A 14,854-nucleotide genomic window follows, 5' to 3' on the forward strand; every position below is an offset into this window, starting at 1 on the left:
TTTTGACTTGAGTACACCAATAAGTTATTTAAATAAAGTAATACATGATCGTAAATCTGTTCGTAAATATGAAGCTAATTATAAAATTCCTCAATCAGATTTAGAGGAATTACTTGTGCAGGCAACAACCGCTCCATCATCAAGTAATTTACAACCTTGGCGCTTTTTAGTGATCCAGGATGAGGAAGTGAAAAAGGAACTACGTTTAATTGCAAATAACCAGGAGCAAGTAGAAACTGCGTCTGCCATCATTGCGGTATTAGGCGATACTGCAATGTACAATAATGTTGAAGAAATCTATACAAAAAACTTCGAGCTTGGCTATATGGATGAAGCAACAAAAAACATGATGATTGAAAATTCATTAAAGATTTATTCAAACCTTCCTACAGAAGTTCTAAAAAATATAGCTACATTTGATGCAGGCTTAATTTCTATGCAAATCATGCTTTTAGCAAAAGATATGGGCTATGATACGGTTACAATGGGTGGCTTCAATAAAGAGGCTTTTGCGAAGCGCTTTGCATTAACAGATAATCTAGTGCCAATTGTCTTAATCGCTATCGGAAAAGCAGCAGCACCAGCTTACGGCTCATCTCGTTTAGCGCTAAATGACATCGCAAAATTCATTTAATCCAAGAGAAAGACTGTATCAATTACGCTTGGTTTGAAGTGCTCGCTGAATGAAGAAAAATGTTCTTTTTCGAATAAATATGATACACTAAATATAGAATAAAAAAGACTGGATGCGTCAACATCCAGTCAAAGCAACAATCATGCCGCAACCATAGCGGCTGACTAAGTTAAAGTTATAGCATTAGCCACCTTACTTAGCCGGCAGGGTGGCTATTTCTTTTTATTTTGAGAGACAATAATGCTAAGCATCAGTGTCAGTACTGCAATTAGCAAAAGGCTACACTGCACAATCAAACTGAATGCTTCAAATACTGTCATCCGCCTCACCCCCCTTCAAAAGGGAGTTCAGCCGCCACCTGCATTATGAATTGTTACTATTGTTAGTCTAACAATTTTACGAAATATATTCTATGGAAAATCCTCAGAAAATTTAAAATTGCTACTCACTTACATAATTAGTCAAACAACTCTAAAGAGTTGCTCTGTACATTAATCCAAGTCTGACAACTTAGCTAATGACTCTTTCAAAAGCTGTAATTCAGACAGTGAAAACGTAACACCCTTCCCCATCTTTGTATGATCTTCCGACCAGTCTCTAATATCGTATTTCGGCTCACGACCATTCCAGCTAATTAAATTCAATTCTTTTTTCCAGCCTTTATTGCCTTCCGATAATACCGCAACTGTTTCAACAATTTCGTATTTAATTTCAGCCATATTCATTCCTCCTTATTGTATCTGTAATAAGAACTATATCTTGAAATAATAGGATTATCAAACGTGACAACACTTGCAATAATTACACTTCCTAAGAAACGTAAAATCCTTCAGAATTAATCTATTTTATTCCGTCATAAAATTAAATTAATTTTTTAACTTGTATACCTTCCTTAGTTCCCATAATGTCGTATATCCGTTCATTATTGAGTAATCATATAAATCTACAAGTTTGTTATTTTCATATGTATAAAAATAATTGGTTCTCTAATTGACACTAAATTATAGTTTCTTTCAAGCATGGACTCTAAATAAAATTTAGTTGTGATTTTGTCACTTTTTTGCAAGTTACAATCATTACACGCCAACACTAAAATCCATAAATTATCATTTTTAACAAAGCTCCACGGAATGAAGTGATCGACGTGTGTTTTTCGGCGATTAGTTGATAAATCACAATTACAATAGAAGCATCGATTTTGTTCAAATTGTGTAGGAACCTTGTAAAAATTAAAGAACTGCGCTTTGAAATCACTTCTACTTTCGAAAGCAAAGCCATTGTACTTGTAACTTCATTCACTTTTTCGAGATATTTGGCTAAATGATAATTTGTTAGATTTGTTAAAACCCACTGGTATTTTTCATGAATTGATAGACAGGATTGTTGAAACGAAAATGTGCATGTTTGATGTCAAATTCATAGAATACCCCTGCTGTATCTCCGTAAAATGCGCCGATCACGTTCTGCTTACAATCACGCTTTACCTCATTGACGATTTTTAGTTGCAACGAATCTAAAAGTTGATCGAATTGCCATTCGGGAGGGATAGCATTATCATTAGCATATTTCTGCAAGATGGTTTGCGCACGAGCAGGTTTATTTTTATTTGGTGATTGTGCTAATTTGTGATGGATTACTAGATTCCAATATATATTTGTGAAAGAATAAAATATTTGATCATAACTGAGTATTAACTTTTCATCTACATTGTATAAGTTTTCAAGCAATGCTTTTAAAAACACAAACTTATAAGAAGTTGCGACTGATGACCGATAGTAAAAATTATTCAGATGATGCCAAATCTGATCCTCAGTTACATATTGTTCGCGTATTTCACCGACCTTTAAATTATACGACTACTGCTTCCTCCTACTCCTTCACCTCAACTAAATATATACCTTTCGAAAAGCCTCCGCGTTGGCTCTTCTTCTGAGTACGTATTTGTTCTAATTGTTCGTAGGGCACGTCGTACATTTGTATAGCTGTATGTACTAATTCTAAAATATCCGCAAGTTCCTCAACGGCCTCTTTTGGTGAGGCTGCCTCTAGAAATTCTAATGCTTCTTCTTGCATTTTCACTTTTATTTCCTCTACGTGTTCTCCTTGTTCTAATACTCTTATGCTACATGTTTTACCCTGCGCTTCAATTACTTGAGGAATTAAATCACGTACTAATTTATTGTATATTGGCATGCCAACTGCCCCCCTTTACATACGATTATTTTCCATATTTCTGCTGAATCGTTTGAATATGTTGTTTTTTGACTTCATTGGATACTTGCATTTGAGGTACAAGCTTATTGTAAATTGCTTGAATATCGTCTTGAGAGAAAAACTGTTGTGCAGTTTGCTTTTGTGTTTGGATAAAACGCCTTACATTTTCTCGTTTTATAACATGAACATTTTGGGAAGTTACTAACACCTTTTTTAATGTACAGCGTTCACTAAAGACAATGACTGAATAAATTGCTTCTTTCGGGAGGTCTAAAAAATCTTGAATTGCACGGATATGCGTAGCATTTTGACGGATTGGATTGAAAAATTTATATTTTTTCTTATTCGGCATCATTTGTGTCCATTGTTGTTGTGTTTCATTGCCAAAAATCCAACCACTATAGTTTTTTGACTCAATTACATATAGACCAGTTCGATCAATATAAAGTAAATCAATCTCCGTTAATTCATCTGAATTTCTTTTTGGAATATATACATTTAATAATTGTCTATGACTTTGTAAGGCATGCCGTTCAATAATTTTCGATGTTAAGTACTCACCATTTCTCCCTTTATTTAGTTTAACTGCAAAGTAATTATTTTTTGTCTGTTTATAATAGACACTTTTCCGATAATGTTTTTCCATAAAGTAAAAGCTTATCACTATCGATATAAAAATTATAATTAGCATAAACATACTCTCCTATCTCTTGTTTCTTTCACTTCATATAACCCAAAAATCCTAAAACTATTATACCAATTTTTTTATGGATATTTTTAGTATTTTTGACATTAGTGTTCAATTTTCCATCAAAATAGTTTCTTGTAGCATTTTAGTTTGAATTAAATTATTTTTTGGAAGCTATCTTGTTCAAACACTGATTTTTTGTGACATCTACAACCCTTGGCTACTAGTTTGCTAACCCCTTTTTTGTTCCAATCAATCATTTATCAAAAATTCATTATTAATACAATTTTCATATCCGTTGAAATAGTGTAAATGCATTATTAACATTAAATTCCGGATATAATTAACTGTAGATATATGACTTTAGTATTGTTATTATTATGAAGTATTTTTTAAGAAAGGGGGTTTTCTTATGTACGATTCTTCATATTACAATGATTTCGATGATTTAGACGTGGTATTTCTCATTATTATGTTAATTTGTATTGCATTGATAAGTATTGCAAGCTATGTAATTAGTTCACTTATTTATTACCAGGCATCTAAAGTAAATGGCTTTAGCAAACTGGCTTATATTGCTTGGATTCCGATTATTGGTATTTATAACCTTTTCTTATTAACAGCAAAGGGTAATAATGACGTAACCGTTCGAGCAGCAGCAATGAAAAATGCTATTATTTATGCTGTATTGACATTTGTCTCTTTTATTCCGTTTCTGTTTCTGGATGCGATTGCTTCAATAGGTCTTCTCGGCTTTATTTTCTATATCACATATCGCCTCTTCTATCGTTGGACTGGTGGAACTGGGAAAGCTGTACTTTATACGATTTTATCGGTCATCACATTAGGACTATTCTATTTTATCTATGGCTTAATAAAAATGAATAAACCTTTCGTTGCATAATACATATGCAAGTACAAAGACCTCTTTTTACCATTTAAGGTTAAAGAGGTTTTCTAGTTATTCACGTAATTTTACACTATAGTGCCTTATGGACTTAGGAATACCTTTTAATGCAAGCACCCCACTATAGACTAAAAATCTTATTCTAGATTCTAAAAAGAAGACACTAGGAAGCTCTTCTATCAAAGGTAAGAGTTCCGCAATCACTGCCCCTGTCTTGATAAAATCTGTTGTTGCTTGTTCACTATGTAGCCTTTCTATCGTCTCTATAATAAAGGGATCAAAATAATTTTCTGGTACCCCTTTTATTCCATTATTAATCCATAAGCGCAGAATATCGTTAGTTTGCGATAATGTTTCCCATTCATTTTGGAATATACGACGGTCCTGGATAGTTAATGGCTTTTTTTCTTCTATGTTCATAAAAAGCTGCGCTAATTGCTGTGAACTAAGATGGCTTGTCGCACAATTAACCTTACTCTGTTCTGTTGTATTAATAAGAAAAATCTCATTTGATTTATTTCGCAATAAATAGAGGAAAAAACGAAGCCCGCATTGTTCATCGGCATTATTACCATACCAAATATAGATAGGAACATGATTCGAAATATCTTCTATTTCACGCAAAGTATTTGTAAACTTATTTTGATAAACATCTTCTTGTTCATCGTTAATATTTTCAAATAACCAATTGTTTCGGAATGTTTGGCCTCTTTTCTCCTCTAGCTTCCACAATGGTCCAATTGAGAAGCAATCAGGCAATCCAATCACATGTTTAGGTGGTGCTAGTGCTACTCTCACTGAACCAGCTGCAGATTCGGAGCTCACAATATGAACTGCCTGTGTTGTTATTCGTTGATCCACAGAACAATGTTTTTGAATACAGTCATTGATAATTTCTACGATGTCGCTTAATTTATGTTGCTCAAGCCAGAATCCCCACTCGTCAATTGCTTTACTTTCTTCATGGTTGAATGCTTCAAATTGAACATGATGCTGTAATTCATAAGCCTCCCATTCACTCCTATCTATCAAATCCGATGCGTTCATATAATTATGTGTTTTAATTCGGTAGACAAAAACCATATTTGATTCCAATAAAAAATAAATATATGGATACTTTACTTTCGATTCCATAACTTAGCCCCCCTTCTATAAAAATTTTACCATATAAAAGTTAGGAACTATTCAGTTGTATGACACTTGATCTATCAAATTTTGAAAAAGAAGTTAGCTAACAGAAAAAATATGCTATATTATAGTTAGAAAATTTTGAATTTCTAATTTTAAATACAAAGGGGTTTGATGATTGTGTATGAAAATATTTTAAGACATCCAGGACCTACGCCAATTCCTAAAAAGGTTCAGCTTGCGATGAATCGCGATATTATTAGTCATCGAAGCAATGAATTTGTAGCGCTTTACCGTGAAACAATTGAATTAGTAAAACCTATTTTCGGGACAAAGCAGGATATTTTACTTCTTCCATCAGGTGGAACAGCAGCTTTAGAGGCCGCGGCGGTTAACACTGTTTCTGCTGGTGAAAATGTTGTTGTGATCACTGTTGGAGCATTCGGAGACTATTTTGTTTCGATTTGTGAGAAATTCGGCTTTCATGTACATAAGCTTGAAAAAGAATGGGGACAAGCTTGCACAGCTAAGGAGCTACGAGAATTCTTGCAACCGTTGAAAGATATTAAAGCTGTTTTTGTCACATACAATGAAACTTCGACTGGTATCTTAAACCCAATTGCTGAATTAGCACAAGTTGTACGTGAGGAAACGGATGCATTGTGTATTGTCGATGGTGTAAGTTGCATAGGTGGAGCTCCTGCTGAAATGGATGCCTGGGGAATCGATATTCTTGTTACTGGATCTCAAAAAGCGATGATGTTACCTCCTGGACTTTCTCTTGTCAGCGTTAGTGATAGGGCTTGGAACGTTATTGAAGAAAATAATACACCGTCCTATTATTTAAACCTATTAAGCTATCGTAGCTGGGCAGAAAAAGGGATGACTCCAAACACGCCTACTGTGACACTTATTTCTGGACTTCATGAGGTTTGTAAACTTATAGAGGAAGAAGGAGGCTTTGAACATACAGTTGCTCGCCATAAACTAATGAAAAACATGGTGCGTCATGCGATGAATGCCCTTCATATTGAACTTCTCACTACGGATGAGCATGCTTCTCCGACCATTACAGCGATTATGGCACCAAAAGGGATTGCACTCGGTAACTTCTTGGCACATTTAAAACAACAATATCATTTAGATTTTGCTGGTGGCCTCGGCCATTTGCAAGGTAAAATTTTTAGATTCGGCCATATGGGCTATTGTTTCCCCAGTGATATTTTACAAGCAGTTTCTTTAATGGAAGCGGCACTTCAAGACTTTGAATATGACTTTGAGCCAGGTGCAGGTGTGCGGGCAGCACAGGAAGTATTTTTAACCGCTCAGCGAAAACAATGCCACGATAAAGTGAAACTTTAATCAGCGAGGCCTTCTTCATCCCCACAGATATGATTTGCCTTCACCAATTAGGATTATATAGGTAATTATTCTTCCTCTTATTACTTGATAATGTGGGATAAAGATTTAAACTTCCAAATCTATGTATGGATTTGGAAGTTTGTTTATTTATTGTCCCTATTCAATCTCTAATTAAGCAAAAGGGCCATATAATGTAGTAACTGATTGTACTAATTCAAAATGGTTTCATTCCTCATAATGAAAGGAGTTATTTCAATCAAAAACAATAATGATTGCCATCCTCTAGACAAAATAGAAAAGTGGTTGGTTTTTACTGGTTATGCAGCTTTTGTTTGGTCGACTCTATTCGGGTTGATCCACATTTACTGGGCTACAGGAGGCACTATAGGATTTGAAGGCCAGACAATGGGCGAAGTGTTATTCATCATTAATCTGGTTGCAATTGGCCTATGTATAATTGCTGCATTTACTGCACTTGCACTTGTTCAAGCATGGGGACGACGGTTTCCACCTGGTTGTTGCTCATTTTAGCATGGGGAGCATGTGTGGTTTTAGGTTTGCGGGGTGGTGTAGGGATAATTCAAAGCTTATTGGGATCAGAATCACTTCCTTTACTTTTAGTAATTGTTGAACCGTTTTTCTTGTTAGGAGGAATCTTATATGGTCTTCTTGCTTTTCTTTATATCTATACGAAGAAAAGTAAAACAGGACGGAATAAATAGGAGATAACCCTTTAGTAATTCAAGAAACGAGCGTGATTACTGAGCAAGAAGAAATGTTCAATTTAAAAAATCTTTTTAGACTGAACATCCTTATTTAGACTAATATCTTCAACATTGATCTCATCATGTATACCTGTCATTAAATTGAAAGTTCTTAATGCATAATGAAACGCATATACTATTTCATTTTTTAGTTATTATTATTAAATATTAAACAAGCATTGAAATCGTAAGAGAACGATACACCTAAGTACATGATCGACTGAATAATCTTTTACAGCCCGAATTATGAATATGAGTACATTTTCAAAAGCTAAAAGTGTTATACTAATAAACACGTTATAAATTGAGGAGTTAGACAGTATGAAATATTTTAAACCACAAATGCAGCAACTTGTGAAAGAAAACCGTGAATTACATGATCGCCTAAAAGAGTTAATGTCCGAAATGGATTTGCAAAAAAATTATGCTTTAAAAGCTTTATATCACGCTGAAGTAGCGGACGGTGGACGCTATCAGCAAGATTATCAAGCGTTGGACTATTTATATAAATAACTTTAAAAGTAATAAACGCAAGAATGTTGATTCCGATAGCATTCTTGCGTTTTCTTATTAACTAACTACCTTAATCATTAATTTTTGCTACTGGCACACCTTTGCCATGTACTCCCCACGCATTTCCTCCGGCACCATACTTCCACCTGTTGCCCATACAAGATGGGTAGCTTGCTCCATCTTATTAACTAAATCATGCTTTTCTAAATAACTTTGTCCATTTTTCATTAACTGAATTGGTCCGAACATCCCTGCATGTGCAGATGGTTCTAAAAATAGACCTTCCGAATCTATCGCTAAACCGAGCGACGTAAATAATTCTTCATCTTTCACTGTATAACAACCACTAATATATGTTTCCATCACTTTGCCAACAAATTTTGACGCACGACCAACAGCAAGGCCATCTGCTTCGGTTTTATTAGTAAGACCGATATCTTCTACACTAATTTCATCATGTAAACCTGTCATTAAGCCAATTGTCATACAAGGGGATGCTACGGGCTCTGCGAAAAATATATGGGCATGCTCTCCAAAAATTTCACGTATCCCGTACGCAACTCCCCCCGGTCCTCCACCTACACCACATGGTAAATACACGAACAATGGATGAGCAGCATCCACAGAAATATTCGTCTTTTCAAACTGTGCTTTTAAACGCTTCGCCGCCACTGCATAGCCGGCAAATAGGTCCTTCGAATTTTCATCATCAATAAAATGACACATAGGATCTTGTTCAGCCTCTCGACGACCTTGTTCTACAGCAACACTATAATCTGCTTCATATTCAATAACTGTCGCACCTTTTTCACGCAGTAATGCTTTTTTCCACTCTTTTGCATCACTCGACATATGTACAACGACATTAAAGCCGAGTCTTTTGCCCATAATGCCGATACTCAATCCTAAATTACCTGTAGAACCTACGGCAATTGTGTATTGCTGAAAGAACGATTGAAAGTCCTCTGTTGCCAACACCGCATAACTATCCTCTTTTGTTAGCTTGCCACTAGCGATCGCAAGCCGTTCTGCCTGCCTTAATACTTCAAAAATACCACCACGGGCTTTAATAGAGCCGGAAATTGGCAAGGCATGATCGCATTTTAAGATAAATTGACCTGGTATTAATACATCAAATTCTTTTTCAAGAGCTTTCTTCATGCAAGGTATATCTAGTAAAGACGATTCAATAAGCCCTTTGCTTTCCAAAAGCTCTGGAAATGCTAAAGTTAAATAGGTAGAAAAGCGTTTAAGTGTTTCCTCTGCCTCCTCAACTTCCTCCATTGAAAAAAGATTTGTTTGCGCCTTTTTTTCTCGATTTGTATTTTTCCAAAGTACAGTATGATGATTTGCTAACTCATTTAGTCCTGGAAATTGATTTAATAGTTCGTGTTTACGCTCATTTTCCACCTTCAGATTCCTCCATTTTTTGAGCCGAAATCGCTCGTTCACAAATTTGTCGAAATTTCAATTCAAACGAAATATTGTTTTCTTGAGTTCGTTTTTTAGGCCCTTTCGTCCGTCCTCCAGCACGTCTAATTTTCTGTCCAACATGGCGCATATCGAGCAAACGTTCGATATTTTCATTGGACATCTCTCTTCCATTTTGATCGATTGGATAACCTCCTCTTGCCAAAACCATAGCTGCTAAACCGTAATCCTGCGTAATGACAATATCATGTTTTGAAAGCGCATTCACTAGCGTAAAATCAACCGAATCTGGACCCTTCGGAACCATAATTGTTATTATATTATCACGTTCGATACGGTGGGATGTATCGCAAAACAAGATTGTTTCAATCTCAAACTCAGATGATATAGATAACGCCAAATCCACGACTGGACAGGCATCAGCGTCAATTAAAACCTTCACAATAAAGCATCATTCCTTTCTCATAATTAGATAGATCGCTCAACCAATCATTATTTTAATATAATAAATTCTTTCCCCCATTTGTTCAATTCTTCACAAACTTTAGACTGTTTGAAAAAGTATTTTATTGAATAGTGCGAAAAATAGATATACGATAAAAATATCAAATAACTGGAGGTTTTTTACTATGACAACTACAACTGTAAGCAACGAACAATTAGCAAAAGAATACGTTGATGGCGTATTCGAGCAACTAAAACAACAAAATAGTTATCAAGCAGAGTTCTTACAAGCAGCTGAAGAAATTTTCATTTCATTAGTGCCTGTATTTGCACAACACCCTGAATATATTAAAGCCAATATCTTATCTCGTATCGTTGAGCCAGATCGTATCATTTCTTTCCGTGTAGCTTGGCAAGATGATAACAATGAAGTTCAAGTAAACCGTGGTTACCGTGTGCAATACAGCAACGTAATGGGGCCATACAAAGGCGGTCTTCGCTTCCACCCTTCCGTAAATGAATCCATTATCAAATTCTTAGGCTTTGAACAAATCTTTAAAAATGCTTTAACAGGCCAACCAATCGGTGGTGGTAAAGGTGGTTCAAACTTCGATCCTAAAGGTAAATCAGATTCGGAAATTATGCGTTTCTGTCAAGCATTCATGACTGAATTATACCGCCATATTGGTCCAGATGTCGATGTTCCAGCAGGTGATATCGGTGTTGGCGCTCGTGAAGTAGGTTATTTATGGGGCCAATATAAACGTTTAACAAAAGCAAGCGAATCTGGTGTATTAACTGGTAAAACTCCTGGCTACGGTGGTTCTTTAGCCCGTAAAGAGGCAACTGGCTATGGTACTGTATATTTTGTAAACGAAATGCTAAAAGATGTCAATGATTCATTCGAAGGTAAAACAGTTGTAGTTTCTGGTTCTGGAAACGTTTCAACATATGCTATTGAAAAAGCACAAGCTTATGGCGCAAAAGTTATTGCTTGCTCTGACTCTTCAGGCTATGTTTACGACCCAGAAGGTTTAGATCTTGATGCAATTAAAGCAATTAAAGAAGTAAAAGGCGATCGTATCTCCACTTACCTAAACTATCGTCCAAATGCTACATTTACAGAAGGTTGCACTGGTATTTGGACGATCCCTTGTGACATCGCGCTTCCATGTGCTACACAAAATGAAATTAATGGCGATTCGGCTCGTACTTTAATCTCTAACGGAGTGAAAGCTATTGGTGAAGGCGCAAACATGCCATCAGATCTTGAAGCAATTAACGAATTCTTAAATGCTGGCGTATTATTCGGTCCTGCTAAAGCTGCTAATGCCGGAGGGGTTGCTGTATCTGCTCTTGAAATGGCGCAAGATTCAAGTCGCGTTTTCTGGTCATTTGAAAAAGTAGATGCTAAATTACATGAAATTATGAAAAACATTTACGCGGACAGCAAAGCAGCTGCTGAAAAATATGGCTACCCCGGCAATCTTGTAGTTGGCGCGAACATCGCTGGCTTTATAAAAGTTGCTGATGGTATGCTAGCTGAAGGCGTTTATTAATATTAATTTCAGAATCCTTTCAATACACTTAAGGTGATAACGAACATTCGTTATTACCTTGATTCATCATTAGAAACGAAGTTGAAAACATAAAAAAATCGTTTAAAACGAACATTTTTACTATTAAATATTCAAAACATTCGTGTTATAATAATGAAGTAGTACGAAATATTGGAGGGTTGTTTGTGGAATTATTGTATACAGGTAAAACGAAAAATGTGTTTCAATTAGAAGATGGTCATTACTTATTACAATTTAAAGATGATGTAACTGGAGAAAACGGCGTATTCGATCCGGGTGCTAATACTGTAGGGTTAACAATCGACGGTGCTGGTTTAGCTGGACTTCGCTTAACTTCTTATTTCTACTCAAAACTAAACGAACAAGGTGTTCCTACTCACTACGTTGATGCAAACTTCAACGATGCAACAATGACAGTAAAGCCTGCAACTGTTTTTGGTAAGGGTTTAGAGGTCATCTGCCGCTTCAAGGCAGTAGGCTCTTTCCTACGTCGCTTTGGTGCTTACGTAAAAGAAGGACAAGACTTAGATTCTTTCGTAGAAGTTACCATCAAAGATGATGATCGACTAGATCCTCCCATTTCTGAAGATGCTTTAGCCATGTTAAACCTGTTAACACGTGAAGAATACGCAATTTTAAAGCAACGTACAATTGAAATTGCTAAATTTGTTGCTGCAGAGCTTGACAAAAAAGGGTTAACACTTTTTGATATCAAACTAGAGTTTGGCCGCGACGCTAAAACAAATGAAATTTTATTAATAGATGAAATTTCAGGTGGTAATATGCGTGCTTACAAAGGCGAACAATACATAGAACCATTAGAGCTTGAAAAAATTATGTTAGCTGAATAAAAAACTATTCTATTAGAGTCGCTTTCTTGCGGCTCTTTTTGTTGCTAAAATGTTTTTTCGAAACTTTTCATCGAATCACTCGTATACTAATTATACGCATCATGCATTTATACTATTATTTTGGAGGTAATTTAATGGATGACTTTAATGAAACATCACAAGAAAGGGTAAAGGTTAATCCATTTTTGTCTATTTGGTTGCACCCAAAGCAAACAACCCGTTATATGATAGAAGAAAAATCAATAGGTTTTGCTCTTCTTCTTTTGTCAATTGGTTATATTGGTGTTACACTTTCAGACCTTATTGATAAGATATCCGTGATAGACTTTTCTCCGTGGCTTATCTTATTAATTTGTGTTATTGCATCACCGATTTCAGGAATAATCGGTACAGCTTTTGTTGCACTAATCGCTTGGCTGTTCGGTAAACTTTTTAAAGGAACAGGTACGTACTCACACTTATTCAAAGGGTTAAGTTTAACTGCTATTCCATCTATAGTACTTATCCCTTTTTATTTAATTTGGTTATTTACATCACCTGAGTCTTTAATGGATCCTAACTTCGCCGGGCCTTACCCTTGGGTTTTTTGGATTGCAATTTTATTATCGATTGTGGTAGCAATTTGGAACCTCATTATTACAGTAGGAATTATTGCAGAAGCACACCAAATAACCAATTGGAGGGCCTTCTTTACTCTCTATATTCCAGGCATTCTTCTCATTGTCCTCATTATTCTGATGATTATTCTCTTTGCAGTTATCGGCATTTTAGCCGGAACGTAAAAAATCTCCCTTCTCTCTATGAGAGGGGAGATTTTTTCACGTTAAACAGAAAGCACTGTATTTTGTTGGAATAGCTCCGACACACCAGACTCAACAGCTGCTCCACTTACAGCTTGGGAAACAATTTCAACAACCCGCTCATCTAATGATTTAGGTACAATATATTCCTCCGTTAATTCCTCATCACTTACAAGAGCGGCTATCGCTTCCACTGCAGCTATTTTCATAGCCTCATTAATATCTGTTGCTCGAACATCCAATGCCCCACGAAAAATACCAGGGAAAGCAAGCACATTGTTAATTTGATTTGGATAATCGGAGCGTCCTGTCCCCATAATACGCACACCCCATGCTTTAGCGTTTTCATACGTAATTTCAGGATTTGGATTTGCTAGTGCAAACACGACTGGATCATCATTCATTGAAGCAATATGTGCTTCAGTTAATAAATTAGCAACCGATACGCCGATAAAGACGTCAGCACCTTTAATGGCATCTTCCAATGTTCCATGTATTTTTTCAGGATTTGTTAAATGGGCCACTGTTTCTTTAATTGGATTCATACCTTCAGCGCGACCTTCATAAATGAGACCTTTTGTATCGCACATATAAATATTTTTATAGCCCATTTGCACAAGAATACGCAAAATAGCAATACCGGCTGCTCCTGCACCATTAATTACGACCTTCATCGTTGCCACATCTTTCTTCACAATACGATTGGCATTAACCATCCCTGCACCTACTACAATCGCCGTTCCATGCTGATCATCATGGAACACAGGAATATCACATTCTTGGCGCAGACGATCTTCAATTTCAAAGCATCTTGGCGCTGAAATATCTTCTAAATTTACAGCACCAAAAGTGGGAGCAAGCGCCTTCACAATGCTGACGATTTCATCCGTATTTTTCGTATCTAAACAAATAGGAAAAGCATCAACATTGGCAAAACGCTTTAATAAAATAGCCTTCCCCTCCATTACTGGTAATGCTGCCTTCGGGCCAATATCCCCTAACCCTAATACCGCCGTACCATCTGAAACAACCGCTACCATATTACCTTTCATTGTATAGTCGTAAACAAGCGATGGATTTCTTTCAATCTCTATACAAGGCGCAGCTACCCCAGGCGAATACGCGAGACTTAAATCATATGAATCTTGCACAGGTACTTTCGAAATTATCTCTAATTTCCCACTATAATACTCGTGCATTTCTAAAGCCTTCTTCATAATATCCATTCAATCCCATCCTTTTCTTTTCGAATTATTATATATTTCAGAATCATAATACTTTGTGAAAATAAAGTCAACGAATTTTCTGTCAATTTTAATTTTCCTTCGAAATATCGCTATTTATTATTAACTTTGATCATTTAATGCTTTGTTATTAAGTTCACAATCAATTATTTTAATATAACACTTACATCCATTGGCTTTATACAAAATGTACAAATACCGCCACTAAACCTGTTCAACTTTTCACATAGTATTTTTCTTGTGTAAATGAGAAATTTTTCACAAACTAATGTAAGCGTATCCATTATTCCATCT

At 35.8% G+C, this 14,854-nt stretch carries 18 protein-coding genes; 8 read left to right on the plus strand and 10 right to left on the minus strand.

The window, feature by feature from the left end; genetic code table 11:
* Positions 1 to 7: 7 nt before the first annotated feature.
* Positions 8 to 634, plus strand: coding sequence for a nitroreductase family protein (locus C7Y47_RS07695; RefSeq protein WP_142508245.1), 627 nt, complete (start codon positions 8 to 10; stop codon positions 632 to 634).
* Between the two features lie 212 nt (positions 635 to 846).
* Here the strand turns inward: C7Y47_RS07695 and C7Y47_RS25225 are convergent, their stop codons facing one another.
* The 6 genes from C7Y47_RS25225 to C7Y47_RS07715 all read right to left on the minus strand — a co-directional run bounded on the left by C7Y47_RS25225 (position 847) and on the right by C7Y47_RS07715 (position 3,539).
* A complete protein-coding gene (locus C7Y47_RS25225) occupies positions 847 to 954 on the minus strand; it encodes a putative holin-like toxin (RefSeq protein ID WP_220443510.1) in 108 nt (35 codons plus the stop codon).
* Between the two features lie 171 nt (positions 955 to 1,125).
* The gene (locus C7Y47_RS07700) at positions 1,126 to 1,353 is read right to left on the minus strand and encodes a YdbC family protein (RefSeq protein WP_142508246.1); all 228 of its coding nucleotides are present in this window, start codon (positions 1,351 to 1,353) and stop codon (positions 1,126 to 1,128) included.
* Positions 1,354 to 1,577: 224 nt separating this feature from the next.
* On the minus strand, positions 1,578 to 1,766 hold the full coding sequence (locus C7Y47_RS25540; RefSeq protein WP_255505101.1) for an HNH endonuclease domain-containing protein: 189 nt from the start codon (positions 1,764 to 1,766) through the stop codon (positions 1,578 to 1,580).
* A 208-nt stretch (positions 1,767 to 1,974) separates the two neighbouring features.
* Positions 1,975 to 2,376 (minus strand): hypothetical protein, encoded by a 402-nt coding sequence (locus C7Y47_RS25545; protein WP_255505074.1) that lies wholly within the window; start codon positions 2,374 to 2,376, stop codon positions 1,975 to 1,977.
* A 127-nt stretch (positions 2,377 to 2,503) separates the two neighbouring features.
* Positions 2,504 to 2,827 (minus strand): nucleoside triphosphate pyrophosphohydrolase, encoded by a 324-nt coding sequence (locus tag C7Y47_RS07710; RefSeq protein ID WP_142508247.1) that lies wholly within the window; start codon positions 2,825 to 2,827, stop codon positions 2,504 to 2,506.
* A gap of 25 nt (positions 2,828 to 2,852) precedes the next feature.
* On the minus strand, positions 2,853 to 3,539 hold the full coding sequence (locus C7Y47_RS07715; protein ID WP_185903434.1) for a nuclease-related domain-containing protein: 687 nt from the start codon (positions 3,537 to 3,539) through the stop codon (positions 2,853 to 2,855).
* A 409-nt stretch (positions 3,540 to 3,948) separates the two neighbouring features.
* Between C7Y47_RS07715 and C7Y47_RS07720 the strand changes: the two genes are divergently transcribed.
* Positions 3,949 to 4,440, plus strand: a complete 492-nt coding sequence (locus tag C7Y47_RS07720; RefSeq protein ID WP_142508249.1) for a hypothetical protein — start codon at positions 3,949 to 3,951, stop codon at positions 4,438 to 4,440.
* A gap of 57 nt (positions 4,441 to 4,497) precedes the next feature.
* Here C7Y47_RS07720 and C7Y47_RS07725 read toward each other — a convergent pair whose 3' ends face one another.
* Positions 4,498 to 5,577 (minus strand): DUF1835 domain-containing protein, encoded by a 1,080-nt coding sequence (locus tag C7Y47_RS07725; protein WP_142508250.1) that lies wholly within the window; start codon positions 5,575 to 5,577, stop codon positions 4,498 to 4,500.
* Positions 5,578 to 5,751: 174 nt separating this feature from the next.
* Between C7Y47_RS07725 and C7Y47_RS07730 the strand changes: the two genes are divergently transcribed.
* The 3 genes from C7Y47_RS07730 (at position 5,752) to C7Y47_RS07740 (ending at position 8,210) form a co-directional block, all read left to right on the plus strand.
* Positions 5,752 to 6,933, plus strand: a complete 1,182-nt coding sequence (locus tag C7Y47_RS07730; protein WP_142508251.1) for a pyridoxal-phosphate-dependent aminotransferase family protein — start codon at positions 5,752 to 5,754, stop codon at positions 6,931 to 6,933.
* A gap of 405 nt (positions 6,934 to 7,338) precedes the next feature.
* On the plus strand, positions 7,339 to 7,464 hold the full coding sequence (locus tag C7Y47_RS25550; protein WP_255505075.1) for a hypothetical protein: 126 nt from the start codon (positions 7,339 to 7,341) through the stop codon (positions 7,462 to 7,464).
* 554 nt (positions 7,465 to 8,018) lie between these two features.
* Positions 8,019 to 8,210 (plus strand): hypothetical protein, encoded by a 192-nt coding sequence (locus C7Y47_RS07740; protein WP_049666523.1) that lies wholly within the window; start codon positions 8,019 to 8,021, stop codon positions 8,208 to 8,210.
* Between the two features lie 87 nt (positions 8,211 to 8,297).
* Here C7Y47_RS07740 and C7Y47_RS07745 read toward each other — a convergent pair whose 3' ends face one another.
* On the minus strand, positions 8,298 to 9,620 hold the full coding sequence (locus C7Y47_RS07745) for a D-serine ammonia-lyase (protein ID WP_142508253.1): 1,323 nt from the start codon (positions 9,618 to 9,620) through the stop codon (positions 8,298 to 8,300).
* On the minus strand, positions 9,610 to 10,083 hold the full coding sequence (locus C7Y47_RS07750; RefSeq protein WP_142508254.1) for a YaiI/YqxD family protein: 474 nt from the start codon (positions 10,081 to 10,083) through the stop codon (positions 9,610 to 9,612). Before C7Y47_RS07750 ends, C7Y47_RS07745 begins: the two co-directional genes overlap by 11 nt.
* A gap of 187 nt (positions 10,084 to 10,270) precedes the next feature.
* On the opposite strand from C7Y47_RS07750, the gene gdhA reads away from it, so the two are divergent.
* The 3 genes from gdhA to C7Y47_RS07765 all read left to right on the plus strand — a co-directional run bounded on the left by gdhA (position 10,271) and on the right by C7Y47_RS07765 (position 13,298).
* Positions 10,271 to 11,644, plus strand: coding sequence for an NADP-specific glutamate dehydrogenase (gene gdhA, locus C7Y47_RS07755; protein WP_142508255.1), 1,374 nt, complete (start codon positions 10,271 to 10,273; stop codon positions 11,642 to 11,644).
* A gap of 185 nt (positions 11,645 to 11,829) precedes the next feature.
* Complete coding sequence (locus tag C7Y47_RS07760; RefSeq protein WP_142508256.1) at positions 11,830 to 12,516, plus strand: phosphoribosylaminoimidazolesuccinocarboxamide synthase; 687 nt, start codon at positions 11,830 to 11,832, stop codon at positions 12,514 to 12,516.
* A 134-nt stretch (positions 12,517 to 12,650) separates the two neighbouring features.
* On the plus strand, positions 12,651 to 13,298 hold the full coding sequence (locus tag C7Y47_RS07765) for a YIP1 family protein (RefSeq protein WP_142508257.1): 648 nt from the start codon (positions 12,651 to 12,653) through the stop codon (positions 13,296 to 13,298).
* Between the two features lie 41 nt (positions 13,299 to 13,339).
* Here C7Y47_RS07765 and C7Y47_RS07770 read toward each other — a convergent pair whose 3' ends face one another.
* Positions 13,340 to 14,542, minus strand: coding sequence for an NAD(P)-dependent malic enzyme (locus C7Y47_RS07770; RefSeq protein ID WP_142508258.1), 1,203 nt, complete (start codon positions 14,540 to 14,542; stop codon positions 13,340 to 13,342).
* Positions 14,543 to 14,854 lie beyond the last annotated feature (312 nt).

Origin of the sequence: Lysinibacillus sphaericus (assembly GCF_006864135.1) — a bacterium.
Lineage (GTDB): Bacteria > Bacillota > Bacilli > Bacillales_A > Planococcaceae > Lysinibacillus.